Source organism: uncultured Algibacter sp., from assembly GCF_947487605.1.
Lineage (GTDB): Bacteria > Bacteroidota > Bacteroidia > Flavobacteriales > Flavobacteriaceae > Algibacter_D.
Window position 1 is genome coordinate 94,636 of the sequence record NZ_CANKXK010000011.1, and the last position, 26,423, is coordinate 121,058.

The window sequence follows — 26,423 nt, forward strand, 5'->3', positions numbered from 1 at the left end:
TTTTTATGGAGAAGCTTACAAATAAAGAGGAAGAAATTATGCATATATTATGGAAGCTTAAAAAAGCTTTTGTAAAGGACGTATTAGCAGAAATTAAAGACGATAAGCCTCACTACAACACCTTATCAACCATTATTAGGAATTTAGAAGATAAAGGATATGTTGCCTACAATGCATATGGAAAGACCCACCAGTACTACCCTGTTGTAAGTAAAGAAAATTATAGAAAGAAGTTTATGAATACAGCGATAAACAACTATTTTAATAATTCATATAAAAATATGGTGTCGTTTTTTGCTAAAGAAGAAAAGATAAGTGTTGACGAACTTAAAGAGATTATTAACCTTATTGAAAAAAACAAATAGCTATGGAATATTTAATTAAAGTAAGTGCTGTTATAGCTATTTTTTATATTATTTATAAAGTGTTTTTAGATCGATATACTTTTTTCGAATCTAATAGATGGTTTTTATTGTTTGGACTAATAACTGCTTTCGCTATCCCTTTTTTAGTTATTCCTGTTTATATTGAAAGTTCACCTGCAATTGTACCAGACTATTTATATGCTGGAACAACAAGTAATGTTGTGGAGCAAAGGGCAACATTTAATCTAGTAGACACCATAACCAGCATTTATTTACTTGGTTTAGTGGCGTTTAGTATTCGGTTTATAATTCAAATTGCTGCCTTATTTTTGATTATTATTAAAAATAAGAAAGAAAAAGAAGGTCATTATATCTTTATTAAAACCAATAGTAACATTTCGCCATTTTCATTTTTTAACTGGATTGTTTACAACCCGAAAGACTATTCGCAGACTGAGCTAAGTCTTATAATAGCTCACGAAAAGGTACATGCGTGTCAATTCCATTCGGTTGATGTTTTACTTACTCAATTGTCTTGTATTATACTTTGGTTTAATCCTTTTATTTGGCTGTATAACAAAGATTTAAAACAAAATTTAGAATTTATTGCAGACAAAAATGCGCAACAAAATTCTAATTGTAAAAAAAGCTATCAATACACATTACTTAAAACAAGTATGCCAACTCATCAATTGGCTTTAAGTAATAATTTTTATAATTCATTAATCAAAAAACGAATCGTTATGTTACAGAAATCAAAATCTAAAAAAATTAATCAAATTAAGTACATCTTGGTTGTACCTTTATTGACTCTCTTTTTAATGAGTTTTAATACCAAAACTATTTTTATAGAAAAAGAAAATCCTCTCATTAATGAGCTTAATTCGTTTAATTTTAATGAAGATAAGCCAGAAACTGAACAACAAACTAACTTAATTGCAGAAGAGCCAATAATAAACAAGGAATACGGTAATACCAAAGAAACTAAAAAAGAGTCTAAACCATCTATTGTAAATAATAACCTTGATAAAGCTAAGAATGTTCAAGATTTTATAATAACTAAAAATAGTAGTGATGCAGATTTAGATAAATTAATTTCAAAAATTAAAGCCGCAGGTGTAGACATAAAATTTAAGGGTGTTAAAAGAAATAGCAAAGGAGAAATTACATCAATTAAGATAGAAGCAAAATCTAAAAACTCTAACGCTAGCTTTAATCTTAACTCAGATGAGACCATCGAACCAATAAAAATCTCTTTTAAAAAAGGCGGTAAAAACCTATCTATAGGAAACACGTCTGCTATTCATCGCCTTCATACATCTGGAAAAGACCATAACGTTTTTATTTATTCTGATGAAGATGATGACCGCAAAATCCATAAAATAACTGGAGATTCAATTCACTATACTTACGCGACAAAAAAAGGCAAATACCATGTGTTAAGTAAAAATAAAAAGGTAGAGATAATATCTAGTGACGATAGTGATGGTGAAGTTGAAGTAATTATTGAAAGTGATGACGACAATGATGAGAACCATGAAGAAGATGCTATTATAATTAAAAATGGAAAAACGATTACAACATCAAATAAAGGGAGTAATACTTTTAAAGTAAAAACCTTAGGAAATAGTAAAAGTGATAGTAAAATAATTATCACTTCAGACGATAAAGAGCAACCATTATTCATTGTTGATGGAGAAGAATACGAAAAAACAGGAATCGACGATATAAAACCAGATAACATTGAAAGTATTAATGTATTAAAAGGAGAATCGGCTGAAAAAAAGTATGGTAATAAAGGAAAAAATGGGGTTGTTGAAATTATAACAAAAAAGAAAAAATAACCTTAACAAAATATCATTTTAAAGACACTCAAGTATGAGTGTCTTTTTTTTGTTTTTACTTTTCAAAAAGATGAAAAGTTAAAAAAACAGCATTTTTAATATAAAAACGCCCTTGGTTTAAAAAATTCTTATTAAAAATAGCCTATAATTATTACAAATAGTAACATTATTTAAACAATTTGATTTCGATTTAATACTTGTTAAAAGTAAGTCACACTAATATTAAAATCAATTCTATAATTTTACTTACATATCTATATTCAAATTCATGGATTTAAGCTAAAACACTTGGAAGATAGATTGCCAAAAATATATATTGGAAACTCAATCAAGAAACAATAACTATTTATTAACCTTAAAACCTAAAATTATGATGACACTTGCCACTCTTATAATCGATTTAATCTTCTCGATTATATTCTAAACCAAAAAATGTAAAACTTAGTCTAGAATAAGTTTTACTATTTTTGTTACATGCAAAAGCAGGTTTTCAAAATTTTAGCAAAGGTTAACAAAATCATCCTACCAAGTTATTCTAAACAACAATTAGATTTAGCAAAAGCTAATAAACTGCAAATGGCAATTATTGGCTGGCGTTGGTTTATTACAAAAAATGCATTGGATTAGATTTAAATATAAACTGTTATTACGTTTTAAATAAATAGTAGCTGACAGCCTTCTTGATCTGCTCTACTATAAAAATCTCCTATGGTTAGTATGCCATCTAATTCATCAATTAAATCTTCATCTTTTAAATGAAACATATCTACCGCCAATTTACATGCCCAGAGCTTACAACCTGAGTCTGAAAGAATTTCTAAAAACTCACCTACAGGTGGCATGTCTAATTTTTCCATTTCTTTTTTCATCATTTTTGTAGCTAAAGCTTCCATTCCTGGTAAACCGCCTAACATGGTTGGTATGTGCATCCCTGGATTACCTACTGTGGCTACATGTAAATGTTCTAGCTTTTTCTTTTGAATAGCTTCCAGTCCAAAAAAAGTAAAAAATATTTCGGATTCTATCCCTTCCATTCTTGCACCGTTGGCCATTACAAATGCAGCATATGCATTTTCTATAGTTGCTTTTGATAAGATGAAAAGCATTTTTTTAACTTTTGTGCCCATAATTATATGTTTTAAATTAGTCTTTCGTATTTATTAAATTAAATACAACTTTTTGGTTTTGGTACACCAGCAATTTTAGTTGAAATTTTTAATGGCCCTTTAGGAAAGAGTGCATAGAATTCTTTGATGTCTAATACACCACTTTTTTTAATACCTCTAATAGATAAGGCTACGTCATTTTTTACTTGCTCTTGAAGCCAAGAAACCACTTCCCAATGCCTATCTGTCATTTCAATACCTTCATTCTTAGCTATCTCAAGTCCAATGTCTTTATTCCATTGAGATACGTCTGTTAAATATCCGTCTTCCGTGACGTCTAATCTAATTCCTGCAATATTTAAATCCATAATATTTAGTGTTTTAATTAATTCCTTTTTATATCAAATATTTTTCCTTTAAAACTCATATTCCTTGAAACAAATGGAATGGCAATACCTTTTAAAAGCATATTCCAATAAATCCATCTAAAAGCCAATTTTCCCCAGTGATTAAAAATACTTTCTTTTAATAATTTTAGAGGTCCGATTTTTGGAAAAGGGAAAGTTCCATGTACTGGTTCTGTATTATAATTAAAATCAATAAGTAAAGCCTTGTTATTTCCGGTCTCTATAAAGCAGTTTGCATGTCCATCAAATTCTTCTTTTAAGGTATATCCTTTTATATATAAAAGAATGTTATCGGTTAAAGTTTCAGCTTGAAAGTGTGCTACAGATCCTGCTTTAGAAGCTGGCACATTGGTCGCATCACCAATTACAAATATGTTTTCGTGTTCTATAGATTGTAAGGTATGCTTATGTGTTGGAATAAAGTTTAAATCATCTCCCAAACCAGAGCGTTCAATAAGCTCATCACCCATATTTGTGGGAACTGTTACTAATAAATCAAACGGGATTGTTTTATCTCCGTAATCAACAATTTCTTTTTTTTCATTGTCTACTCTTTCTATTGCAAAATCAGCTTCCATATGGATTCCTTTTTCAGATAAAAGATAGCTTAATGATTTAGAGCAGGTAGGCTTTGTGAAAGCCCCAGACAAAGGCGTAACATAAGTAATTTCTACTTTATCTCTCATGCCTTTTTTAGTAAAATAAGAATCAGCCAAAAACGCAAATTCTAAAGGTGCTACTGGGCATTTAATAGGCATTTCTGTTATGTGTATAACCAGTTTCCCACCATCCCATTCACGCAATTTATTTCGTAATGCTAAAGCACCTTCAAACGTGTAAAAATCGAATATATCTTTTTTCCATAGTGGTCCTAATAAACCTTCGGTTTCCTCTGGTACAATTTTAGATCCTGTAGCAATAATTAATAGGTCATAATCTAAGGTTTCATCCTCAAGAACGACTTGATTATCTACTGGTAAAATTTTATCTATTTTTTTTTGAATATAATTAACGCCTTTGGGAATAAACTTTTTACCAACTTTTTTTACTTGATCTTCTGTATAGGTATCAAATGGAAGAAATAAAAACCCTGGTTGATAATAATGTGTTTTATATTGATCGATAATTGTAATGCTCCAATCTTTTTTTGGGAGTTTAGAAACCAAATGATTTGCCATCATAGTTCCAGAAGTTCCAGCCCCTAATATTATTAAATTTTTCATTTTATTTAATTTTAAACTTCCTATTAAAATTTCTAGAGTAGTTTATTTCTTTGGTAAAAGTAAACGAATTAGCATATAAATAATATGACAAAAATCATGTAAACCCTTGTGTAACAAAGGTTACACGGGTAATAAAATAACAATGACCCTCAAAATAAAATATAAAAAGTGATAATTATCATAGTTAAAGATACCTTCTAAAAGTAGCTTTGTTTAAATATTAGAAACAATAACATCTTGTAAAAAGAACTAAAAGACAACTATTTTTTTACGATGTTCTTAAATACTTTTTATTATGAAAACTAAACTAATAAACCTATTATTACTATTATTTTTTTCGCCAGTAGCTTTTTCGCAAGCTGGTCACATTATGCAAGGTGCAGGAGCCGTAAACATGTCTATGGGGGGAGCTTCAACAGCACAACCACTAGATATTTCTGGAGCTTTACATTGGAACCCTGCTGCCATATCTGCTTTTAACGACAAAATTATAAAGCTTGATGTTGGTTTATTCTTTTCTTCTCCAGAATTAAGTTCTGGTTTACCTGCTAATATTCTATGGCAACCAGGAGATTTTGGCCCTGGTTCTCCTGGTGCTCCTCCAGTCTCTGGAATAACTAAAGATGATAGAGGTATGTCTCCAATGCCTGCTTTAGCCATGCTTTGGGGAAAAGAAGATAGCAAACATACTTTTGGTGTTTCTGCTTTTGGCATTAGTGGCTTTGGTGTAACATTTCCACAAGACAATAATGCTCCTGTAGACTCACAAGGTAATCCAAACCCAAATTTTAACCCTATAGGTAATTCTAATCCCATTAATTACCCACAAGCCGCACAGGGGTTTGGACATATAGAATCTGATTACATGTTATTACAAGTAGGATTATCTTATGCTTATGAAATAACCGATAAGTTCTCTATTGGTATTCAGCCAAATATAGATTATGCTGCATTAGAACTAGCACCTAATCCAACTGCAAAACCTAATATGTTTGGATATCCAAACACAGATAGTGCAACAGCTATTGGTTTTGGTGCTCAATTTGGAGTGTTCTATGATTCAGGATTAGGATTAAAACTAGGAGCATCCTATAAAACAGCACAAAAATTTAGTGAATTTGAATTCGATAATACATATCCAGACAATACCACTGCTAAAAATAAATTCCAAATGGATTATCCTGCTATTTTCTCTCTTGGATTGGGATATTCACAAGGAGATATTGATTTAGCGCTAGATTTTAGACGTGTTGATTATGAAAATACAGATGGTTTTGCTGAAACAGGTTGGACAATAGATCAAAACATGTTACCTTCTGTAGCTGGATTTGGGTGGGAGAATATATCCATTATCTCTGCAGGGTTACAGTATAAAGGCATTGCTAAATTACCTCTTCGTTTTGGCTATACTTACAGTTCTAACCCTATTCCAGAGGATATTGCGTTTTTTAATGTTCCTGCCACAGCAATTATTAAAAATGCTTACCAATTTGGTTTAAGTTATAAGGTAAATAAAACTTGGAACATTGATGCCGTTTACCATTATGGAGATAGTAACGGAGCGACCGAAGGTCCATTATTAAACCCTCGTAATATTTCTTCAGGAAATCCTACAGGAGCTGTTTCAGGGTCGTTTGTATCTTACGATATGACAACCTCAATGATACAATTTGGTATTAGTTATACATTTAACAAATAAATTTATTATCCCAAAATAATAACCCCATAAACTGTAATTAATGTTTATGGGGTTATTAAATAATTTAGATAAAAAGAGGCTGTTTAAAAAGTAAGTTCGATATCATATTGAGCTTGTCGAAATATTTTTAACTTATACTGATAATCAATATCAGTTTCGACAGGCTCAACCTAACAAATCAAACTATAAAGACTTTTTAGACAGCCTCTTAACAATCAATCAAAAAACAAAGCGCCTTTATCTCCTTCAATTAATTAAAAACAAGCAAAAGACATATGTTACTTTAATCGACCAACCAACCATGCTATTAATCAGTTAACAAATACATTTTTTTTATTTTAATATCATTAGTTTATTATCTCTTTTCTTAGTAAGAACCCTTTCTTTCTTTGCTCGTTATAATGTTTATCAAACCAATCTGGTTTCTCTATATCATTATCATATATATAATCTGAAATTTGTTTTAACTTTTCCTCAGAAACTTCAAGCTTGGGCATTAATCCAAATCTTTTCACAGCACCATACATTTTTGCATTAGCTTCTGTTGGATTTTCAAACCAAGCATAGATATCGTTAATAAAATCTTCTTTATTTGTTCCCTCTAAGATATATCGTTTTTTTACTGCTATCATTGGTGGCGCTAATCTTTCATCATGACTTGCAGTTGCGCTATGGCATATATTACATTGGTTCTCCATAAGCTTTTTACCAGGATGTATTTCTTGATTATTATGCTGTACAAAAGGCGGGTATTTTTTTGTCTTCTGGCAACTAACTACAAACACCAAAGCGGTTAATAAGATAAGAGGTTTCATAAATTTTGTATTATACAATCAAAGATACCAACTCATAATAAAATTTAACGTAACCTAAGTTACAGATGGATTATTAACATTTAAAAAGTCGAAACTTTACACGATAAATTTTACAAAATAATGGAAATAAAAAAAGACCTTAATATTCATAAAAAGAATATTAAAGTCTTTGTCTGTGACCACGGCAGGATTCAAACCTGCAACCTCTTGAGCCGTAATCAAGTGCGCTATTCAGTTGCGCCACGTGGCCGTTTTTAATGGGTGCAAATATACTATTAATTAAAACTTTAACAAACAATTTATTTCAAATTTATAAATCCGTATTTTTGAACCATGACTAATGAAATATTACATCAAAAATTTAATCATACCCTCGATAGCAATCTTTTAAATGAAATTGCAAATGTTGGTACGTATAAATCTTTTTTAAAAGATGATATAATTATAGATATTGATCAACCATTAGAAAATATACCACTCTTATTAAGTGGCCATATTAAAATACTAAGAGAAGATGACCAAGGAAATGATTTACTTATTTATTTCTTAGAAGCTGGTGAAACTTGCACCATGTCACTTACTTGCTGTATGGGGACATCAAAAAGTAAAATAAGAGCCGTTGCAGAGCAAGATTCTAGCCTCGTTATGATACCTGTACAAAAGATGCAAGAATGGTTTCATAATAATGAGAGTTGGCGTAACTTTATTTTGAGTAGTTATCAGATTCGTTTTGATGAAATGCTTGATGCTATTGATAGTATTGCGTTTTTAAAAATGGATGAGCGTTTACACAAATACCTAGTCAACAAAACGGTACTAAATAGCTCTAATACTATTTTAATGAAGCACCAAGATATTGCTGAAGATTTACATACTTCTCGAGTTGTTATATCAAGACTTCTTAAGCAACTTGAAAACGAGAATAAAATAAATCTTGGCAGAAATAAAATCGTGGTTTTATAAACTTATTCATCTAAAACTTAACAAGATATTTAGACTAAACTATTATGGAATACATATTAAACCCTTGGCCGTGGTATATATCTGGCCCATTAATAGCCATTATAATGGCCTTGCTTTTATATTTTGGAAAAACCTTTGGCATGTCTTCTAATTTAAGTACGATGTGTACCATTTTGGGTGCTGGAAAGCGCATAAATTTTTTTAAAATGAACTGGAAAGATCAATCTTGGAACATAACTGTTGTTATTGGTGCCATTATTGGAGGTTTCATAGCTACCCAATATTTAAGCAATAATAGTATTACTAATCTAAATTCTACTACGATTACAGAACTACAACAAATGGGATTTAAAAACTCAGGGGTTTCCTTAGTTCCAGATGAAATATTTAAGTTAAGTTCAATAAAAGAATTACTAATCTTAATAACTGGAGGTCTACTTGTTGGGTTTGGAACACGGTATGCTGGCGGATGCACCTCTGGCCACGCTATTTCTGGCCTTAGCAGTTTACAAAAACCATCGCTTATTGCAGTTATTGGATTCTTTATTGGTGGCCTAATTATGACTAATATTATTTTACCTCTAATATTTTAAATATGAAATACTTAAAATTTTTGCTTGTTGGTGTTTTCTTTGGAATTATACTAGTTAAATCTGAAGCTGTTTCTTGGTATAGAATTTATGAGATGTTTAGATTTCAATCTTTCCACATGTATGGTATTATAAGCACTGCAATTGTGAGTGGTATTTTATTTTTACAGTTTTCAAAAAGAGGTTATATTAAAAGTATAAAAGGAGCCAATATTTTTGTCCCTAAAAAAGAAAAAGGTATTACAAGATACTTCGTTGGAGGCATTATTTTTGGTCTAGGATGGGCATTAATAGGCACATGTCCTGGTCCCATGTATATATTATTAGGCACAGGTGTTTTTAGCATGTTTATTGTAATTGCTGCTGCCATATTGGGCACTTTTATATATGGCGTCTTAAAAAACAAACTCCCTCATTAAATGGATAACACCCAACTATTTGGATATATTGGTGCGTTAATAGTAGGATTAGTACTAGGATTAATTGGAGGAGGCGGATCCATCTTAACAGTGCCTATATTGGTGTACTTACTAGGCTATAATCCAATAGTTGCTACTGCCTATTCTCTATTTGTTGTTGGCACTACATCCATGGTTGGCACGTTTCAGAAATACAAAAAAGGGTTGGTAGACTTTAAAACGGGTTTTGCTTTTTCTTTTCCATCGTTTATAGCAGTTTATCTTTCGCGAAGATATTTGGTACCTAATATTCCTGATAGACTTTTTAATATTGATGATTTTACATTTACTAAAGAAATGGGAATTATGATCTTTTTTGCAATCATAATGATTATAGCGTCCTATTCTATGATTAAAAATAAAACAGACAATAGTTCACTAAAAGAAAAGCAAGCATATTACAAAACTTTTATTCAAGCAATAGTTATAGGAACAATTACAGGATTTATAGGCGCAGGAGGTGGATTTTTATATGTACCAGCACTTGTAATTTGGGCAAATATTCCAATGAAAAAAGCAGTTGGCACATCATTAATAATAGTTACCATCAACTCATTAATTGGTTTTATTGGCGATATTCAAACCTTAGAGATAGATTGGGTATTCCTTTTATCGTTTACACTAATATCTATAGTTGGCATTATTTTGGGTGTATTTCTGTCAAAATTTATTAGTGGTAAAAAACTTAAAAAAAGTTTTGGATTTTTCACTTTAATAATGGCTGTTTATATTATATATAAAGAAACCAATTAAAGTAATGTGACAAAAATCACAAATCAACCCAATATGATTTATTATTTTTGAATGATACTTTTTTAAAATGAAAATAGAGCAAATATATACAGGCTGTTTAGCACAAGGTGCTTATTACATAGAATCTAATGGAGAAGTTGCGATAATTGATCCGCTTCGTGAAACCCAACAATATGTAGATAAAGCCAATAGAGAAAATGCAAAAATTAAATATATTTTTGAAACACATTTTCATGCCGATTTTGTTTCTGGTCACGTAGATTTAGCAAAAAAAACTGGTGCTATAATTGTTTATGGGCCAGGGGCAGAAACCAATTACGATATACATTGTGCTAAGGATGAAGAAAAATTTAAATTAGGAAATATTACTATAAAAGTTTTACACACACCGGGACATACATTAGAGTCTTCTACTTACCTATTAATTGATAAATCTGGAAAAGATTATGCTATTTTTTCTGGAGACACTTTGTTTTTAGGCGATGTTGGAAGGCCCGATTTAGCCATAAAGTCTGACCTAACAAAAGAAGATTTAGCAGGAATGCTCTACGATTCGCTTAGGAATAAAATAATGCCATTAGCAGACGATGTTATTGTTTATCCCGCTCATGGTGCTGGTTCTGCATGCGGAAAAAATTTGAGCAAAGAAACCATTGGAATTTTAGGTGATGAGAAAAAAACAAATTACGCATTAAGAGCAGATATGACCAAAGCAGAATTTATTGAAGAAGTTCTTGATGGCATAGCGCCACCACCACAGTATTTTGCAAAAAATGCGATGATGAATAAATCTGGGTATGATACTTTTGAAACAGTTTTAAAAAAGGGAGACAATGCGTTAACCCCTGAAGCCTTTGAACATTTAGCAAACGAAGGAAATGCTTTAGTGCTGGATGTAAGACATGAAAAAGATTTTATAAAGGGCCATATTCCAAACTCCATTTTTATTGGCATCCATGGTGGGTTTGCACCTTGGGTAGGTGCTTTAATTACAGACTTAAAACAACCTATTTTATTAGTAGCTCCAGAAGGTAAAGCAAAAGAAACTGTTACTAGATTATCTCGTGTAGGGTATGATAACACACTTGGCTATTTAGAAGGCGGTATTGAAGCTTGGGTAGCTTCTGGAAGAGATATAGAAACTTTAGACTCTATTTCGGTTAACACCTTTAAGAATGTGTTTAAGGACAAAAGCATTCATGTTTTAGATGTTAGAAAAGATGGTGAATACAAATCGGAACATTTAGATGGAAATTCTGTGCAGCACTTTGCTTTAGATTATATAAATGATAACATGAATAAAATTGATGTAAGGAAAACATATTACATTCATTGTGCAGGTGGTTATCGATCTGTAATTGCAGCTTCTATACTTAAAGCTCGTGGCTTTAAGAACTTAATAGATGTCGCAGGTGGTTTTGGAGCCATGAAAAAAACAGATTTACCAACTACAGAGTTTGTTTGCCCTTCAACTTTATAAGTAATTTTTGATATCAAGTTGATAAAGAAATATAAAATGAAAACAACTTTAGAAATACAAAACCTAAAATGTTCTGGTTGTGCTAATACCATTACCAAAAAGGTTTCTAGTTTAGAAGGTATCACAGAATTAAAGGTTTATACAGACACTAACACTTTATCTTTTCAATATGAAAACGAAGCTACTGCAGATAAAGTAAAAGAGCTTCTTTCTATTATTGGATACCCTGTTGTAGGAGAAAAAAATGCATTAACAACTAAAGCAAAGTCTTTTGTAAGTTGCGCAATTGGGAGAATAAAATAATTAGATTTTAAACAATTTCGGCACTTAAACCAGCCTCCAATAGCATGGAACAACGTGGTTTTAAATCGTCGTACAAACCCGTTTTAACAGTACATTTACCTTTATAATGAACTATTAAGGAACATTGCTCTGCTTGTTCTGAAGTATGCTCACATGCATAGATTAACGTTTCAATAACATGATCGAATGTATTAACATCGTCATTGTATAAAACAATTTCGTTTTGTGTTGACACTTCTTCTTGAAGTAATAATTCTACCGATGTTTTTTCTTGTGAACTCATCCTATTGTCTTTCAGACATTTTCCAAAGGGGAAAATTATTATTAATATTTTTTGTAATTATACTACTAATTTAAAAATTTTAATGAAACCCAATTATTTCTTTCTAACTTTTCTTGAAATTTTAACAGATATTTTTCACATAAACCTTGAATTATTGGAATATCATCATTATAAAACCCGCTTAAAAATAGGCTGCCTCCTTTATTTAAACAAGAAACATAAATTTCCATATCTTGTAATAAAATATTCCGATTGATATTGGCTATAATAATGTCGTAAGTATTCTTTCCTAATACCGATGCATCACCTTCTATAACTGTAATGTTCTCACAATTATTACGTTCTACATTTTCTAAACTGTTTAAATAACACCAATTATCATAATCTATGGCATCTATAGCAGTTGCTCCTTTCATTTCTGCTAAAATTGCTAAAACACCCGTTCCACAGCCCATATCTAAAACCGACTTATTTGTAAAGTCATTTTTTATAATATGTTGAATCATCATATGAGTTGTTTCATGATGCCCTGTACCAAAACTCATTTTTGGCTCTATGATGATATCATATTCAGTGTCAAATTTTTCATGAAACGGTGCGCGAACAGCACAAACATTATCTACAACTATGGGATTAAAATTCTTTTCCCATTCAGCATTCCAATTAGTTTGTTCGATATCTTCAAAAGTGTAAGTAATATTGAATTCTCCAGATTTTAATATTTGAATATCATCAAGAATTGATTTATTCCATTCTACTTTTTGAATATAGGCTGTTACCCCTTCATCAGTTTCTACAAAACTTTCGAAACCAGCGTATCCTAATTCTGCTATAAGAATTTCTACTCCGGGTTGTATGGGTTGTACTTTAAAGTAATAACCAATGTAAATAGTATTAGACATTGCTTGAGAAATATAATTTACGGGTAAGCCCGCGTTAGCGATTGTAGTGAAACATTTATGTTCATGAATTCATTCATATAAAATAGAAATGCATGAATAAAATCCCACTGGGAGCCCCATTACCAGGGTGCTCAAGGACTTGTAACGTAAGGCGCAACCCACGTGTTAAACGTGGGTAAGGCCATAAAAATTTATACAGATTCCATCTTCATGGAAATGAAAAAACTATTTTTAATTAAAACGCGTTTACTATTGCGTAAAAATCTTCTGCATTAAGCGATGCACCACCAATTAAACCGCCGTCAACATCTGGTTTTGAGAAAATTTCTTCAGCGTTTGCTGGTTTTACACTACCACCGTAAAGAATTGACACTTCGTCTGCAATATTATTACCATATTTATCTGCTAATGTCTTTCTTATAAATGCATGCATATCTTGCGCTTGCTCTGGACTTGCAGTTTCGCCAGTGCCAATAGCCCAAACTGGCTCATAAGCCAATACAATGTTTTGAAATGCCGCTGCTTCTAAATGAAATAACGCATTTTTAATTTGACCACCAACAACAGCTTCTTCATTACCAGATTTTCTGTCTGCTAATTCTTCACCAAAACAAAAAATAATACGCATACTATTTGCTAAGGCTGCATCTACTTTTTTAGCTAGTAGCTCATCAGTTTCATTAAAATATTCGCGACGCTCGCTATGACCTAAAATAACGGTTTCTACACCTACACTTTTTAACATACTAGCACTAATTTCTCCAGTATAAGCACCGTTAGCTGCAAAATGCATGTTTTGAGCTACAACTTCAATATTTGAAGTTCTTAATGCTTCGAATGCATGATATAAATTTGTAAAAGTAGGTGCTACCATTACTTCTGCATTTGAAGATTGGTTTTGCTTTTTTAAATCTGACAACAACGCTTCAGTCTGCGCTAAATCGTTATTCATTTTCCAGTTTCCGGCAACAATTTGTTTTCTCATAAATATTGATTTTTTCTTCTATAAAAGAAGGTATTTAAGTATTTACTAATTCAATGCAAAAATACTTAATTTCTTAGAGCTTTTATTAACTTATCATCATCAGCTTCAATAACATTAAATACAACGATTTCGCCAGCTTTATTTATAACCATGTATCTAGGAATCCAACTAATATTTACAAAATCGCCAAAGTCACATTTCTTTTGATCTTGCATGTAATAATGTTCTCCTTCTACACCATACTTTTTTATACCGCGTTTCCAACGGTCTTCTCCTCTATCTAATGAAAAGAACAGGTAAACCACATCGGTATAATCTTTTTGTAGTGCTTTTACTTTAGGCATACCTTTAATGCAATCGCTACACCAAGAAGCCCAAATATCTATTACAATAGTTTTGCCTTTATGCTTTTTTAAAATTGATTTTAAAGTTACTTGATTGCCTTCTAAAGTAGTAAAGGTATCATTTAGAGCTTCTGGTGAAAACTTCGTAGGCTCTACAGTATTACAACTTAAAAAACTGACTAATAGTAATATTATATAACTCATTTTTTTCATAATTTGCTATTGCAATTTAACTTTTGGATCTAACCAAACATAGATTAGGTCGACAAAAATATTGATAATTACAAACATAGTTGCAATAATTAAAACTGCTCCCATAATTACTGGTAAATCAAGTGTGTTTAAAGAATTAACAATTTCTTTTCCGAGACCATTCCAACCAAAAATATATTCCACAAAAACTGCTCCTGCCAACATGGATGCAAACCAACCTGAAATTGCTGTAACAACTGGATTTAATGCGTTTTTTACCGCATGCCTTTTAATAATTTGAAATTCACTAAGTCCTTTTGCTCTTGCCGTTCTTATATAATCTTGATTAAAAACTTCTAATAAAGAATTGCGCATTAATTGAATAACCACCGCTAATGGACGAATACCTAATACGATTGCTGGTAATATTAAATTTTTCCATTTTATATGCATTGCTTCACCAAAATCGTCCAATTCATAAAGACTTCCTGTCATTTCTAAATTGGTGTATTTATGAAGCAGATAGCCAAAAAACCAAGCAAATAAAATAGCACTAAAGAATGATGGTATACTCATACCTAGTGTGCTTAAAACCTGAATCGTTTTATCTAACCAATTATCCTTAAACAAAGCAGAAATAACTCCTAAAAAGACACCAAAAATAATGGCAATTACTATGGCTGCAATAGCCAATACGAAAGTATTAGGGAGTGTTTCTTTTAAAACCTGACTTACTTGTTTTCCTTGTTTTGTAAAAGACTCTCTTAAATAAGGTAATTTTAATACTGTGGTCGTACCTCCAATTGAAAACAATTTGGTTGCAGTGTATTTTCCTGCTTTTAAAAATGTATAATCTGCATCATTATTTGAGTGAAAAGAAACTGGAGACAAATCGTTAAGATAATAAAGGTATTGTGTAGAAATAGACTTATCAAAACCATATTTCTGTTTTACTAAAGCTAACTGCTCGCTATCTTCATTTTGTCCAAGCATCATTTGTGCAGGATCTCCTGGAAGTACATTAAATAAAAGAAAAATAACGGTCACTACTCCAAATAATGTGAGTAAGGAATACGTTATTTTATTTAGCAGATAGTTTATCAATAAAAAAGTTTAATTGTTGATGTGTTTATTTATATGAGAACTAAAACCAAAAACTATAATTTTAAATCACCAATATCATTCCAATGTACCTTTTGCTTTACTGTACCATGAGCTAATTCTAAAATCCCTGGATTAGCACGCACTACAGTCTTTAATGCTTTTTCATCGCATAAATACCAATCGAAATCAACATTATAAGCCTCTTTAATATGCTGTTTTGCCTCGTCTCCAGATGCTGTTAAGCCAATAATTGTATAACCCTTTTTAATAGCTTGATTTTGCAATTCTCTTAACTTTAAAGCACCATCGCTTTCAATTTTTTCGAGACTATATGAAACGACCACAATTAAGTTTTCTTGCTCTAGATAGTGTGAAGTTAGATCTTCATCGTTACTTTCAATAGAAAAATCTACAACAGGTGGTGTATAGCCTTCTTGTATAACTTTGGTTTCTACACTAACAAAATCACCATCCACAGAAGGGTATTGACCATTTGTTTTAATAACCTTTTCTTCTCCACCAATATTAAATTTCCAACTGTACTCTTGAATAGGTTTAGGAGCATCCTCAGGAATTTCCATACCTTCTTTAATATTGTTACCAATTTTATAAGCTCTAAAATCTATTGAAGGCAGGTGCATTAATACATGATAACCAAACCATAAACTTAAAATGAATCCCAAAAGTGCTAATACTGTTGTGGGTAGTTTTCCAAATATGGGTTTTATGTGCTTAACTCCAAAAAAGAGTATAACAATAAAAACTAAGAGAATAACATCTTTCCAAAAGGTTTCCCAAGGTTTAAGCTTTAAGAAATCACCAAAACATCCGCAGTCTTTTACTTTTTCGAAATAAGCAGCATAAAAAGTTAGGAATGTAAAAAAAACAATCATCCCTAAAAGGCTCCAAACTGTAAATTTAGGCTTATAGCCTATAAGTAAAAAGACGCCTAATACAACTTCGAATACAACAACAAAAATCGAAATCATTAATGCATAAGGTTCCAAAGAAGGAATATTTAAAACATCTTGACTAAAATATTCTTGAAGTTTATACGAGAACCCTAATGGATCATTGAGCTTTATAAAACCAGAGAATATAAATAATACACCTACTAATATTCTTGATATGCTTACTATTGCTTTCATATTTTAGTTTTCATTTAAATGAATCATAGCAAAAACAGCATAATTAATCATATCTTGATAATTAGCATCAACACCTTCACTTACCAATGTTTTTCCTTTATTATCTTCAATTTGCTTTACGCGTAAGAGTTTTTGCAAAATTAAATCGGTTAAACTGCTAACTCGCATATCGCGCCACGCTTCACCATAATCATGATTTTTATCCATCATAAGTTGTTTGGTAATTGCAACTTTTTCTTCGTAAAGGTTAGTTGCCTCCTCTGTAGTCATATCTGGTGTTTCAACAACTCCTTTTTCTAACTGAATTAAAGCCATGACGCAATAATTTATAATACCAATAAATTCGCTTACTTCACCTTCATCTACCTTTCTAACATCGTTTTGTTGCAGACCTCTAATACGCTGTGCTTTAATAAAAATTTGATCTGTTAACGATGGTAATCGTAATATTCTCCATGCACTACCGTAATCGGACATTTTCTTAATAAATAAACTTTTGCACGTATCGATGACGGCATTATATTGTTTTGAGGTATCTTGCATATGTTGAACTCATTTTGATTTTTTCTATTTCAATTTTCCGTAAATTTCGCATAAATAATTAGAAAGTTCAAAGTTTAATGTTTAAAGTTTTAAACTATGTACAAACACCCTAGAAAACTGTATAAATGACTATAAATTGTAAAGGAGAAATAATTGATTTAGCTTCACCAAAAGTCATGGGAATCTTAAATATTACTCCAGATTCTTTTTACGATGGCGGTAAACATAAAAACGAAACGGCTATTTTAAAACATACCGAATCGATGCTTAACCAAGGTGCTACCTTTATAGATATTGGTGCTTACAGCTCCCGGCCTAATGCCAATCATGTTCATGAAGATGAAGAACTAAAACGAATTATTCCTGTTGTAAATTTAATTCTTAAAACTTTTCCAGAAGCGTTATTATCAATAGATACTTTTAGAAGTAAAGTTGCCGAAGCTTCTGTAAAAGCTGGTGCAGCTATGATTAATGATATTTCTGCTGGTAAATTAGATAACAATATGCTTCAAACTGTTGCAAGTTTAAACGTTCCATATATAATGATGCATATGCGTGGAACCCCTCAAACCATGCAACTACAGACGAATTATGATGATTTAATTAAAAACATAATCTATTATTTTTCTGAAAGAATTGCTATAGCTAAATCGTTAGGAATTATAGATATTATAGTCGATCCTGGTTTTGGGTTTGCTAAAACTTTAGAACAGAATTATGAGCTGCTCAGCAAATTCGAATTACTAAAGATAATCGACAAACCAATTCTTGCTGGAATATCAAGAAAATCAATGATATATAAAACTCTAAAAACCTCAGCCGAAGAAGCTTTGAATGGCACTACAATTTTAAATACTGTTGCGCTTCAAAAAGGTGCTTCCATTTTAAGGGTGCATGATGTTAAAGAAGCGATGGAATGTATCAAATTGGTTGAATCATTAAGACCTCCTTATGAAAATTAATTGTTTACACCTCCCTTACTCCCTCCCTTTTAGGAGAAAAACTGTTAAGCTAATTTTTCTAACATTTCTTATTTTTTCCTGCGGAAAAGAAAAAATTATATTGCTACCAGAAATAAGTCATTCAAACATCACAGAATTAAATGATGTTTCTGCGGCCTATTTATTTTATGATGAAACTAAACCCGACAGTGTTGAGCTGAATAGAAAAAACTTAATTAGCACAACAAACTGGTTAATAAATGTAGATAAACGTTTAACATTAAAACAAGTAATTCCGCATATTAAGTTTCTGCAGGAAAAAAAGGCGAATTCAAGCCATAAAAATAAGAATGCTAAAAACTATTTTACTTGTAATGATACAAGTAGAAAGAATCTTGGATTTATTGAGTTTACAGATATCATGTATTCCAACCAAACCGTTAGAGATTTTTACGAAAAATATTCAAAAAAAGAAAGGGAAAAGATCGATCAAATAATTTATCTCGAATTAATTTCTTTAGACTCAATTCCTGTGCATTTCGATACTGGTAAATGTGGAACTAGATATTTGACAAACGAAAATGATTTGCTTAATGGAATAAAATCAGACTTATTGCATTATGGAAACATAAAAGTAGATATTGGCTATAATAAAAATCTAAGTTTTCAAGACTATATTCGAATCAAATCGAAATTAAAAAGTTTTGATTTAGGTCATGCTAAAATATCAAATCACGAATTTATAATAGATTCGCAGTAATTTCATAAATTTACCAAAACCCACCACCATTGGAAATATTTGATGACCTTTTAAAATTCACAGTAGTAGATATTATCGATGTTGTTCTTGTGGCGCTACTACTCTATTATCTTTACAAACTTGTAAAAGGTACAGTAGCCATCAATATTTTTATTGGAATTATAATAATTTACGGAGCTTGGAGGCTTACAGATTTCTTAAACATGGAACTGCTAACAGGCATTTTTGGTGGTTTTATGAAAGTAGGAATCATTGCCCTTATAGTCGTTTTTCAACCAGAAATAAGGAAATTTTTGTTGATGGTTGGCTCTACCAATTTTAATAGAAGGCGAAAATTTTTAAAGCAATTTAGCTTTCTAAAAACGGAAACACTTAATGAAACCGATGTTGACGCTATTATTTCGGCTTGTAGCAAAATGTCTATGTCTAAAACAGGTGCACTTATTGTTTTAGAACGAAACAATAACCTTGATTTTTTATCTTCTTCTGGCGACGAAATGAATATTAAAGTTACACAGCCAATTATAGAAAGTATCTTTTTTAAAAATAGTCCGCTGCATGATGGCGCCATAATTGTTAGTAATAATGTTGTAAAAGCTACCAGAGTTATTCTTCCTGTTAATAACGAAAAAAACATACCTCAACGTTTTGGTTTACGACATAGAGCTGCCATTGGCATTACCGAAAAAACAGATGCTTTAGCACTTGTTGTTAGTGAGGAAACAGGGCATATTTCATATATAAAAGATGGTGAGTTTGTTGTTTTTGAAGACAACAATCAACTAAACCAATTGATAAAGAACGATTTAGTTTAATGCATTGTAAAAACTGTAATACTTCACTATCAACAGAAAGCAATTACTGTAATGCTTGTGGAGGCAAAATAATTCGTAATAGATTAACACTTAGAAATCTTTTCGAACACTTTGGCGAAACTTTTTTAAATTACGATAATAAATTCCTCCAAACTTTTATAACACTTATAACAAAACCTGAAAACGTTATTGGTAGTTATATTAAAGGTACACGAAAAAAATATGTGAATGTTATTAATTATTTTGCTTTAGCTCTTACTATAACAGGTCTTGAATGGTTTATTTTAAAAAAATATTTCCCTGAATCTATAGATTTATCGAATCTTACGTTTGGTGCAAGTAAAAATATGTCCAATAGTATTTTTCAAACAATTCAAGAGAACATGTCTATAGTTATGATGCTCTTTGTTCCAGGATATGGCATTATTTCAAGGTTGGTTTTTTTTAACCGAAAAGAGTTCAACTATACTGAACACATAGTGATTTTTATGTACATACTAGCTCAACTTTCTATTTTAGGAACTATATTAAACCTTGTTGGCGTAATGACAGGTACTTCCATAGGGCAACTTGCTTACATCAATTTACCTTTACAAATTTTGTATTCTGCTTATTGCTTAAAACGTTTGTACAAGCTTTCATTTACAGACATTGTTATTAGAACATTACTTTTTGTTGCTATATTTATATTCTTATATATAGTTATAGTCATAGCAATTTTGGGAATCATGTTTTTAATTGAAGGGCCAGATTTTTTTAAGAATATTATTGAAGCTCAAAAGGCTGCAAAGTAAAGTTAAGCTACTTCTTCTTGCAAAAACTGAACCTCGTACAAATTTTTGTAATAACCATTTGCCTTTTTAAGTAATTCATTATGAGTACCTTGCTCAACAATTTCACCAGCATCCATAACTAGAATTTTATCAGCTTTTTTTATAGTCGCCAAACGATGAGCTATAACAATAGAGGTTCTACCCTTTGTAATTTTATCGGTAGCATTTTGGATTAGTTGCTCAGAATATGAATCTACTGAAGATGTGGCCTCATCTAAAACTAAAATACTTGGGTTGGTAACGTAAGCTCTTAAAAAAGAAATAAGCTGTCGCTGTCCAGAAGATAACATAACACCACGCTCTTTCACATTATAATGATAACCGTTTGGAAGTGTTTTAATAAAATCGTGTATACCAATATCTTTAGCTGCCTGGTGTACTTCTACTTCAGTAATTTCTGGATGATTGAGTGTAATATTATTTAAAATAGTATCTGCAAATAAAAACACATCCTGTAATACCACAGCTATTTGGGTTCTTAAAGAAGACAAAGTAACGTCTTTAATATTCGTGTTATCAACTACAATTTCACCAGCATTAATTTCATAAAAACGATTCAATAGATTAATTATAGTCGATTTACCAGCTCCAGTTGCTCCAACAATAGCAATGGTTTCTCCTGCATTTACATTAAACGATATCCCTTTTAATACTTCCTCATCTTTAACATAACTAAAATGCACATTTTTAAATTCTATAGTACCTTTAAAGTGTTCTGCAACATGTGTTCCAGTATCATCAATTTGAGATGTAGTATCTAGCACTTTAAAGACTCTTGTTGCCGCTACCATTCCCATTTGAAGCGTATTAAACTTATCGGCTATTTGACGAAGCGGTCTAAAAAGCATAGGAATAAACATTATAAAAGCTATTAAATCCCCTTCTGAAACTGTGCCTTGCAAAACCACATTTAAACCTCCATACCACGCTACAAGCCCAATGGTTATAGAACCAGACAAATCGGCTATAGGAAAGAAAATGGAATTATACCAAACCGTTTTTAACCACCCTTTTTTGTGACGTTCATTTATATTTTTAAAATTTTTATACTCTATTTTTTCACGCGTAAAAAGCTGCAAAATTTTCATTCCCGTTAACCGTTCTTGAACAAATGAATTCAAGTTAGAAACTTCTGTCCTTACTTCTTCAAAAGCTCTTTTCATATACTTTTGAAATATACGTGTTGCATATAACAAAATAGGAAGCATGATAAAAACAATGAGGCTCAATTTCAAATTAATATAAAACATCACAGCAAAGACTACGGTCATTGTCAATAAATCCCTAAAAATCATAAATAGTCCTTGACCAAAAATATCAGCAATACGCTCCATATCTGTCACAGCCCTTGTTATTAAAACTCCTACGGAAGAATTATCGAAATACTTCATTTTAAATCGAAGTAAATGATCAAAAAGTTTTACCCTTACATCCATGACTAAGTTTTGCCCTAGAAAAGCTGCATAATAAATAAATGATAACTGAAATACCGTTTGCATCATTAAAACTGCTAGCAAAATTAGTATGTAAAAAAGAAAATCCTTTGATTCTTTACTTGCTATACTATCATCAATAGCAAATTTTGTTATATAAGGTGTTGAAGCACTTAAACCAGCCAATAAAATTACCAATACAATAAGCCCAAAAAAGACTCCTCTATAAGGCTTTATGTATTGAAATAGTCGTTTAAACAACTTAAAGTCAAAAATATTTTCTTTTTTCTTCGTCATTTATATTCTTATCTCTTTTGGATATACAATTTTTGTTAAATATAAGCCATGAGCTGGAACCGAAAAACCAGCTTCACTCCTACTTTTAGATTTTATAATGTTATGTAAATCTTCTATATTAATTTTTCCTAAACCTATATTTATCAACGTTCCTACAATAGCCCGTACCATATTGCGTAAAAATCGGTCTGCCTGAATTACAAAATGAAGTTCATCGTTTTTATAAACCCACTCTGCCTTCATTATATTACAATTATACGTTTTAACATCGGTTTTATTTTTAGAAAAGCATTGAAAATCTTTATACTCTAATAAAACACGTGAAGCTTCTTTCATTTTTTCTAAATTCAAAGCTTGTTTAACATAATACGCATTATTGTATTCAAATACATTCTTACTCAGGCAAATTCTGTATAAATAGGTTCTACTTAGTGCATCAAAACGTGCATGTGCCTCTTCTTTTACTCTAAAAATATTTTTAATAGCAACATCTTCTTCTAAAAATGAATTTAACTTAAAAATTAGATTTGACGTTTCAAAAGTTTTTTCAGTATCAAAATGTGCGAACATTTGTTGAGCGTGAACACCTGTGTCAGTTCTACCAGCTCCCATTATGGCTACTTTTTCGCCTAATAATGTTGTTAACCCTTTCTCAACAACTTCCTGAACAGAAATTGCATTGGGTTGATTTTGCCATCCATGATAAGCACCACCATTATAAGAAAGCTCAATAAAATATCGCAATTTGTTTAATACTTTTGTAAAAACGCAAAGATAGATAGTTTTGTGATTCCTTTTAAAAAGGTAATCTTAATTATATATTAAAAGTTTGGGCAGAAATAAAAGGATGAAAAAAATATTGCTTCTTTCAGATACTCATAGTTACATTGATGAAGATATTTTAAAATATGTAAAAGAAGCCGATGAAGTTTGGCACGCTGGCGATATAGGTAATTTAAAAGTTACCGATGCTATAAAAAAAATTAAACCGCTTAAGGGAGTATATGGCAATATTGATGACGCTAAAATAAGAGTCGAGTACCCAGAAAACAATCGCTTTATGTGTGAAGATGTTGATGTTTGGATAACTCATATTGGTGGATATCCAAATGCATACAACGTTAGGGTTAGAGAAGAGATAAAAGCGAACCCGCCCAAACTATTTATAAGTGGTCATTCACATATTTTAAAAGTTATGCCAGATAAGAAGTTAAATTTACTTCATATGAACCCCGGAGCCGTTGGAAAGCATGGTCTTCATAAAAAGCGAACAATGCTACGTTTTACAATTGATGGTAAAAAAATTGAAAACTTAGAGGTAATAGAATTTAATAAAAGATAAAAAAACTTCCCTTGAACTTCCTTGAAGAAAGGCGAATACTCATTTTCTAAATAGTTTAATGTAAACACCTCCCTTAATCCCTCCTTTTTAGGAGGGAAACATTTCGATAATCCTCAAAGAGACAAAAAAACCCAAGGTTTTCACCTTGGGCTTACGCACTAATACTACTAAGATGTTAGGTTTATCGTAATCTATCTACAGATTTTACAAGATCTTCATCCTTCTTGATGGCCTTATTGGCTAAAGCCAAAAATACGATAGAAATGATAGGAAGAAGCATCCCAATACCTTTCTCAGAAACCGCCGTTTCTCCAGATATATTTAGAGATTGATATACAAAAAATCCTAGTAAAAAAAAGTTTAATATGATGTTAAGTCGTCCCAATATAAATTGGGACTTCCTATTCTTATATCTAAATATGGCTACAATTGAAAAGAAAGCTGATACTAAGAATGCAGCAAAAACATAATTAATATCATCTGCAAACACCTTAATATCATTAGATGATATCCATAACTCAAACACATAAATTAATCCTGCTGAAACACCAGCGGCACATAAAAGATAAATAGTTTGAATACGTTGTAGCATATAATTTTTAAAAACTAGACCGCAAAAATAATAGAATTAATGCTAAAAATTAAAATAAAGTTGTATAATTGCAGTAATAATTCACAACAATCGCAATAACAAGCGGTTATTTCTTCAGAATAAAATCATTTTTTTCAGAATAACTCAAGTTTGTATTCAAAATAAAATATTCAATATATCCAATTAAACATAAATGTTTGAAATTTCACAATTAAAAGAAAAGAAACTCACTGATTTACAGGAGATTGCAAAAAAATTAAACGTTCCAAAGTACCGTACGCTTAAAAAATTAGATTTAGTATACCAAATATTAGATCAACAAGCTGCAGACCCAAAAGCAGTTACATCTGCAGTTGCACCAGAAAAACCAGAGAGAAAACCAAGACAACGAGTGCAAAGAGAGGTTCCAGTTAAAAACACTACTGTGGATAAAGCCAAAGAAACTATAACACCAGAAGTAACAGTGGCTGAAATAGTTAAGGAAGAAAAAAAGCCTGTCCATAAGCCTAACCCTCGACCTTCTAATGATAATAATAAGGATGGGCAAAACAAACAAAACCAAAAAAGAGACAACAATCCTCAGCATAAAAATCAGCATAAAAACCAAAAAAACGGCAATGTAGATAGAGGAAATAAAGATGGAAGAAATCGCTATCGCGAGCCAGATTATGAATTTGACGCTATTATTGAAAGTGAAGGCGTTTTAGACATTATGCAAGATGGTTATGGTTTTTTAAGATCCTCAGATTATAATTACTTATCATCACCAGATGATATTTATGTATCTCAATCACAAATTAGATTATTTGGTTTAAAAACTGGAGACACAGTTTTAGGGCATGTACGCCCACCAAAAGAAGGAGAAAAATATTTTCCTTTAATTAAGGTGAGTAAAATTAATGGGCAGAGTCCAAATGTAGTACGAGACCGTGTGTCTTTCGAGCATTTAACGCCTCTATTCCCTCAGGAAAAATTTACATTGGCAGAAAAACAAAGCACCATTTCTACTAGAATTATGGACTTGTTCTCTCCTATTGGAAAAGGACAACGTGGTATGATTGTATCGCAGCCAAAGACTGGTAAGACCATGTTATTAAAAGATGTTGCAAATGCCATAGCAGCAAATCATCCAGAAGTATATCAAATGATATTGCTAATTGATGAACGTCCTGAAGAAGTAACAGATATGCAACGTAATGTACGAGGCGAAGTTATTGCTTCTACTTTTGATAAAGAAGCACATGAACACGTAAAAATTGCCAATATTGTTTTAGAAAAAGCAAAACGATTGGTAGAATGCGGACATGATGTTGTCATTCTTTTAGACTCTATTACTCGTTTAGCAAGAGCATACAATACTGTACAACCTGCCTCTGGTAAAATATTAAGTGGTGGTGTAGATGCCAATGCATTGCATAAACCAAAACGATTCTTTGGAGCAGCTCGTAACATCGAAAATGGAGGATCACTAACTATTATTGCGACAGCACTTACAGAAACGGGATCTAAAATGGATGAGGTTATTTTTGAAGAATTTAAAGGAACAGGTAACATGGAACTTCAATTAGATAGAAAAATATCTAACCGAAGAATTTTCCCTGCTATCGACTTAACATCTTCAAGTACACGTCGTGATGATATTCTATTAGACGCAAACACAATACAGCGCATGTGGGTAATGCGAAAATATCTTGCAGACATGAATCCTGTTGAAGCTATGGAATTCATTAATGAACGTTTCAAGCAAACTAGAAATAACGAAGAGTTTTTAATTTCTATGAATGGATAATTAAAAAACAGAATAACTAACTTCAAACTTTGAAAGCCTTAACCAATAAATTGGTTAGGGCTTTTTTTTAAAATTAAATTTTAGAAATACTCTTTTCCCTATTTAAATTCATTT

Annotated in this window: 30 protein-coding genes and 1 tRNA gene; 16 read left to right on the plus strand and 15 right to left on the minus strand. The window is 31.3% G+C overall.

Translation table 11 applies throughout. From position 1 onward, the window contains the following. Window positions 1–5: 5 nt before the first annotated feature. The 3 genes from Q0739_RS12655 to Q0739_RS12665 all read left to right on the plus strand — a co-directional run bounded on the left by Q0739_RS12655 (window position 6) and on the right by Q0739_RS12665 (window position 2,836). Window positions 6–365 (plus strand): BlaI/MecI/CopY family transcriptional regulator, encoded by a 360-nt coding sequence (locus Q0739_RS12655; protein WP_298239107.1) that lies wholly within the window; start codon window positions 6–8, stop codon window positions 363–365. Window positions 366–367: 2 nt separating this feature from the next. Continuing rightward, window positions 368–2,209 (plus strand): M56 family metallopeptidase, encoded by a 1,842-nt coding sequence (locus tag Q0739_RS12660; protein ID WP_298239108.1) that lies wholly within the window; start codon window positions 368–370, stop codon window positions 2,207–2,209. Between the two features lie 474 nt (window positions 2,210–2,683). Then, window positions 2,684–2,836, plus strand: coding sequence for an SsrA-binding protein (locus tag Q0739_RS12665; RefSeq protein WP_298239109.1), 153 nt, complete (start codon window positions 2,684–2,686; stop codon window positions 2,834–2,836). Window positions 2,837–2,862: 26 nt separating this feature from the next. Here Q0739_RS12665 and Q0739_RS12670 read toward each other — a convergent pair whose 3' ends face one another. The 3 genes from Q0739_RS12670 to Q0739_RS12680 are packed head-to-tail and all read right to left on the minus strand — an operon-like array spanning window position 2,863 to window position 4,945. After that, entirely contained in the window at window positions 2,863–3,336 is a 474-nt protein-coding gene (locus Q0739_RS12670; RefSeq protein ID WP_298239110.1) for a DsrE/DsrF/DrsH-like family protein, read from the minus strand. Window positions 3,337–3,374: 38 nt separating this feature from the next. Next, window positions 3,375–3,683 (minus strand): TusE/DsrC/DsvC family sulfur relay protein, encoded by a 309-nt coding sequence (locus Q0739_RS12675; RefSeq protein ID WP_298239111.1) that lies wholly within the window; start codon window positions 3,681–3,683, stop codon window positions 3,375–3,377. Between the two features lie 17 nt (window positions 3,684–3,700). Further along, entirely contained in the window at window positions 3,701–4,945 is a 1,245-nt protein-coding gene (locus tag Q0739_RS12680; protein ID WP_298239112.1) for an FAD/NAD(P)-binding oxidoreductase, read from the minus strand. A 295-nt stretch (window positions 4,946–5,240) separates the two neighbouring features. Here Q0739_RS12680 and Q0739_RS12685 point away from each other — a divergent pair, with 295 nt between their 5' ends. Continuing rightward, on the plus strand, window positions 5,241–6,644 hold the full coding sequence (locus Q0739_RS12685; RefSeq protein WP_298239113.1) for an outer membrane protein transport protein: 1,404 nt from the start codon (window positions 5,241–5,243) through the stop codon (window positions 6,642–6,644). Between the two features lie 347 nt (window positions 6,645–6,991). Here Q0739_RS12685 and Q0739_RS12690 read toward each other — a convergent pair whose 3' ends face one another. Then, entirely contained in the window at window positions 6,992–7,459 is a 468-nt protein-coding gene (locus tag Q0739_RS12690) for a c-type cytochrome (RefSeq protein WP_298239114.1), read from the minus strand. A gap of 176 nt (window positions 7,460–7,635) precedes the next feature. Further along, window positions 7,636–7,709, minus strand: a tRNA-Arg gene (locus Q0739_RS12695). Window positions 7,710–7,792: 83 nt separating this feature from the next. Here Q0739_RS12695 and Q0739_RS12700 point away from each other — a divergent pair. The 6 genes from Q0739_RS12700 (at window position 7,793) to Q0739_RS12725 (ending at window position 12,006) form a co-directional block, all read left to right on the plus strand. Then, the gene (locus Q0739_RS12700) at window positions 7,793–8,422 is read left to right on the plus strand and encodes a Crp/Fnr family transcriptional regulator (RefSeq protein WP_298239115.1); all 630 of its coding nucleotides are present in this window, start codon (window positions 7,793–7,795) and stop codon (window positions 8,420–8,422) included. A 44-nt stretch (window positions 8,423–8,466) separates the two neighbouring features. Continuing rightward, window positions 8,467–9,015, plus strand: coding sequence for a YeeE/YedE thiosulfate transporter family protein (locus Q0739_RS12705; protein WP_298239116.1), 549 nt, complete (start codon window positions 8,467–8,469; stop codon window positions 9,013–9,015). 2 nt (window positions 9,016–9,017) lie between these two features. Beyond that, complete coding sequence (locus Q0739_RS12710) at window positions 9,018–9,431, plus strand: DUF6691 family protein (protein WP_298239117.1); 414 nt, start codon at window positions 9,018–9,020, stop codon at window positions 9,429–9,431. After that, a complete protein-coding gene (locus Q0739_RS12715; protein WP_298239118.1) occupies window positions 9,432–10,223 on the plus strand; it encodes a sulfite exporter TauE/SafE family protein in 792 nt (263 codons plus the stop codon). It abuts the gene before it with no gap. Between the two features lie 67 nt (window positions 10,224–10,290). Continuing rightward, window positions 10,291–11,703 carry a rhodanese-like domain-containing protein gene (locus Q0739_RS12720; protein ID WP_298239119.1) on the plus strand — a complete coding sequence of 471 codons (1,413 nt, stop codon included), beginning with the start codon at window positions 10,291–10,293 and terminating at the stop codon, window positions 11,701–11,703. Between the two features lie 36 nt (window positions 11,704–11,739). Then, a complete protein-coding gene (locus Q0739_RS12725) occupies window positions 11,740–12,006 on the plus strand; it encodes a heavy-metal-associated domain-containing protein (RefSeq protein ID WP_298239120.1) in 267 nt (88 codons plus the stop codon). 7 nt (window positions 12,007–12,013) lie between these two features. On the opposite strand, the gene Q0739_RS12730 is transcribed toward Q0739_RS12725, so the two are convergent. The 7 genes from Q0739_RS12730 to Q0739_RS12760 form a co-directional block, all read right to left on the minus strand. After that, complete coding sequence (locus Q0739_RS12730; RefSeq protein WP_298239121.1) at window positions 12,014–12,289, minus strand: ATP-dependent Clp protease adaptor ClpS; 276 nt, start codon at window positions 12,287–12,289, stop codon at window positions 12,014–12,016. 65 nt (window positions 12,290–12,354) lie between these two features. After that, the gene (gene prmA, locus Q0739_RS12735) at window positions 12,355–13,191 is read right to left on the minus strand and encodes a 50S ribosomal protein L11 methyltransferase (protein ID WP_298239122.1); all 837 of its coding nucleotides are present in this window, start codon (window positions 13,189–13,191) and stop codon (window positions 12,355–12,357) included. Between the two features lie 235 nt (window positions 13,192–13,426). Continuing rightward, window positions 13,427–14,176, minus strand: a complete 750-nt coding sequence (gene tpiA, locus Q0739_RS12740) for a triose-phosphate isomerase (RefSeq protein ID WP_298239123.1) — start codon at window positions 14,174–14,176, stop codon at window positions 13,427–13,429. Between the two features lie 65 nt (window positions 14,177–14,241). Further along, complete coding sequence (locus tag Q0739_RS12745; protein WP_298239124.1) at window positions 14,242–14,724, minus strand: TlpA disulfide reductase family protein; 483 nt, start codon at window positions 14,722–14,724, stop codon at window positions 14,242–14,244. A 15-nt stretch (window positions 14,725–14,739) separates the two neighbouring features. Then, window positions 14,740–15,816: an ABC transporter permease gene (locus tag Q0739_RS12750; RefSeq protein ID WP_298239125.1), complete on the minus strand. Its 1,077-nt coding sequence runs from the start codon at window positions 15,814–15,816 to the stop codon at window positions 14,740–14,742. Between the two features lie 53 nt (window positions 15,817–15,869). After that, a complete protein-coding gene (locus tag Q0739_RS12755; RefSeq protein WP_298239126.1) occupies window positions 15,870–16,964 on the minus strand; it encodes a BT_3928 family protein in 1,095 nt (364 codons plus the stop codon). A gap of 3 nt (window positions 16,965–16,967) precedes the next feature. After that, window positions 16,968–17,507, minus strand: a complete 540-nt coding sequence (locus Q0739_RS12760) for a DUF1599 domain-containing protein (RefSeq protein ID WP_298239127.1) — start codon at window positions 17,505–17,507, stop codon at window positions 16,968–16,970. A gap of 125 nt (window positions 17,508–17,632) precedes the next feature. Between Q0739_RS12760 and folP the strand changes: the two genes are divergently transcribed. From folP to Q0739_RS12780, 4 genes are all read left to right on the plus strand, one after another. Then, window positions 17,633–18,469 (plus strand): dihydropteroate synthase, encoded by an 837-nt coding sequence (gene folP, locus Q0739_RS12765; RefSeq protein WP_298239128.1) that lies wholly within the window; start codon window positions 17,633–17,635, stop codon window positions 18,467–18,469. A 100-nt stretch (window positions 18,470–18,569) separates the two neighbouring features. After that, window positions 18,570–19,208, plus strand: coding sequence for a hypothetical protein (locus tag Q0739_RS12770; protein ID WP_298239129.1), 639 nt, complete (start codon window positions 18,570–18,572; stop codon window positions 19,206–19,208). 29 nt (window positions 19,209–19,237) lie between these two features. Beyond that, entirely contained in the window at window positions 19,238–20,023 is a 786-nt protein-coding gene (locus Q0739_RS12775; protein WP_298239130.1) for a diadenylate cyclase, read from the plus strand. Continuing rightward, the gene (locus tag Q0739_RS12780) at window positions 20,023–20,817 is read left to right on the plus strand and encodes a DUF3667 domain-containing protein (RefSeq protein ID WP_298239131.1); all 795 of its coding nucleotides are present in this window, start codon (window positions 20,023–20,025) and stop codon (window positions 20,815–20,817) included. The genes Q0739_RS12775 and Q0739_RS12780 overlap by 1 nt, the downstream gene beginning before the upstream one ends. 2 nt (window positions 20,818–20,819) lie before the next feature. Here the strand turns inward: Q0739_RS12780 and Q0739_RS12785 are convergent, their stop codons facing one another. Together Q0739_RS12785 and truA are read right to left on the minus strand one after the other, a co-directional pair. Next, window positions 20,820–22,586 carry an ABC transporter ATP-binding protein gene (locus Q0739_RS12785; RefSeq protein ID WP_298239132.1) on the minus strand — a complete coding sequence of 589 codons (1,767 nt, stop codon included), beginning with the start codon at window positions 22,584–22,586 and terminating at the stop codon, window positions 20,820–20,822. Next, on the minus strand, window positions 22,587–23,330 hold the full coding sequence (gene truA / locus Q0739_RS12790; protein WP_298239133.1) for a tRNA pseudouridine(38-40) synthase TruA: 744 nt from the start codon (window positions 23,328–23,330) through the stop codon (window positions 22,587–22,589). 103 nt (window positions 23,331–23,433) lie between these two features. On the opposite strand from truA, the gene Q0739_RS12795 reads away from it, so the two are divergent. Continuing rightward, window positions 23,434–23,928 carry a metallophosphoesterase family protein gene (locus Q0739_RS12795; protein ID WP_298239134.1) on the plus strand — a complete coding sequence of 165 codons (495 nt, stop codon included), beginning with the start codon at window positions 23,434–23,436 and terminating at the stop codon, window positions 23,926–23,928. A gap of 181 nt (window positions 23,929–24,109) precedes the next feature. On the opposite strand, the gene Q0739_RS12800 is transcribed toward Q0739_RS12795, so the two are convergent. Further along, on the minus strand, window positions 24,110–24,520 hold the full coding sequence (locus Q0739_RS12800; RefSeq protein WP_298239135.1) for a DUF4293 domain-containing protein: 411 nt from the start codon (window positions 24,518–24,520) through the stop codon (window positions 24,110–24,112). 193 nt (window positions 24,521–24,713) lie between these two features. Between Q0739_RS12800 and rho the strand changes: the two genes are divergently transcribed. Then, window positions 24,714–26,309 carry a transcription termination factor Rho gene (gene rho, locus Q0739_RS12805; protein ID WP_298239136.1) on the plus strand — a complete coding sequence of 532 codons (1,596 nt, stop codon included), beginning with the start codon at window positions 24,714–24,716 and terminating at the stop codon, window positions 26,307–26,309. Window positions 26,310–26,423 lie beyond the last annotated feature (114 nt).

Bases quoted from the DNA above. Each gene is read 5' to 3' on its own strand.
- Q0739_RS12655 (WP_298239107.1), top strand. From the start codon at position 6: ATGGAGAAGCTTACAAATAAAGAGGAAGAAATTATGCATATATTATGG.
- Q0739_RS12660 (WP_298239108.1), top strand. From the start codon at position 368: ATGGAATATTTAATTAAAGTAAGTGCTGTTATAGCTATTTTTTATATT.
- Q0739_RS12665 (WP_298239109.1), top strand. From the start codon at position 2,684: ATGCAAAAGCAGGTTTTCAAAATTTTAGCAAAGGTTAACAAAATCATC.
- Q0739_RS12670 (WP_298239110.1), bottom strand. From the start codon at position 3,336: ATGGGCACAAAAGTTAAAAAAATGCTTTTCATCTTATCAAAAGCAACT.
- Q0739_RS12675 (WP_298239111.1), bottom strand. From the start codon at position 3,683: ATGGATTTAAATATTGCAGGAATTAGATTAGACGTCACGGAAGACGGA.
- Q0739_RS12680 (WP_298239112.1), bottom strand. From the start codon at position 4,945: ATGAAAAATTTAATAATATTAGGGGCTGGAACTTCTGGAACTATGATG.
- Q0739_RS12685 (WP_298239113.1), top strand. From the start codon at position 5,241: ATGAAAACTAAACTAATAAACCTATTATTACTATTATTTTTTTCGCCA.
- Q0739_RS12690 (WP_298239114.1), bottom strand. From the start codon at position 7,459: ATGAAACCTCTTATCTTATTAACCGCTTTGGTGTTTGTAGTTAGTTGC.
- Q0739_RS12700 (WP_298239115.1), top strand. From the start codon at position 7,793: ATGACTAATGAAATATTACATCAAAAATTTAATCATACCCTCGATAGC.
- Q0739_RS12705 (WP_298239116.1), top strand. From the start codon at position 8,467: ATGGAATACATATTAAACCCTTGGCCGTGGTATATATCTGGCCCATTA.
- Q0739_RS12710 (WP_298239117.1), top strand. From the start codon at position 9,018: ATGAAATACTTAAAATTTTTGCTTGTTGGTGTTTTCTTTGGAATTATA.
- Q0739_RS12715 (WP_298239118.1), top strand. From the start codon at position 9,432: ATGGATAACACCCAACTATTTGGATATATTGGTGCGTTAATAGTAGGA.
- Q0739_RS12720 (WP_298239119.1), top strand. From the start codon at position 10,291: ATGAAAATAGAGCAAATATATACAGGCTGTTTAGCACAAGGTGCTTAT.
- Q0739_RS12725 (WP_298239120.1), top strand. From the start codon at position 11,740: ATGAAAACAACTTTAGAAATACAAAACCTAAAATGTTCTGGTTGTGCT.
- Q0739_RS12730 (WP_298239121.1), bottom strand. From the start codon at position 12,289: ATGAGTTCACAAGAAAAAACATCGGTAGAATTATTACTTCAAGAAGAA.
- prmA (WP_298239122.1), bottom strand. From the start codon at position 13,191: ATGTCTAATACTATTTACATTGGTTATTACTTTAAAGTACAACCCATA.
- tpiA (WP_298239123.1), bottom strand. From the start codon at position 14,176: ATGAGAAAACAAATTGTTGCCGGAAACTGGAAAATGAATAACGATTTA.
- Q0739_RS12745 (WP_298239124.1), bottom strand. From the start codon at position 14,724: ATGAGTTATATAATATTACTATTAGTCAGTTTTTTAAGTTGTAATACT.
- Q0739_RS12755 (WP_298239126.1), bottom strand. From the start codon at position 16,964: ATGAAAGCAATAGTAAGCATATCAAGAATATTAGTAGGTGTATTATTT.
- Q0739_RS12760 (WP_298239127.1), bottom strand. From the start codon at position 17,507: ATGCAAGATACCTCAAAACAATATAATGCCGTCATCGATACGTGCAAA.
- folP (WP_298239128.1), top strand. From the start codon at position 17,633: ATGACTATAAATTGTAAAGGAGAAATAATTGATTTAGCTTCACCAAAA.
- Q0739_RS12780 (WP_298239131.1), top strand. From the start codon at position 20,023: ATGCATTGTAAAAACTGTAATACTTCACTATCAACAGAAAGCAATTAC.
- Q0739_RS12785 (WP_298239132.1), bottom strand. From the start codon at position 22,586: ATGACGAAGAAAAAAGAAAATATTTTTGACTTTAAGTTGTTTAAACGA.
- Q0739_RS12795 (WP_298239134.1), top strand. From the start codon at position 23,434: ATGAAAAAAATATTGCTTCTTTCAGATACTCATAGTTACATTGATGAA.
- Q0739_RS12800 (WP_298239135.1), bottom strand. From the start codon at position 24,520: ATGCTACAACGTATTCAAACTATTTATCTTTTATGTGCCGCTGGTGTT.
- rho (WP_298239136.1), top strand. From the start codon at position 24,714: ATGTTTGAAATTTCACAATTAAAAGAAAAGAAACTCACTGATTTACAG.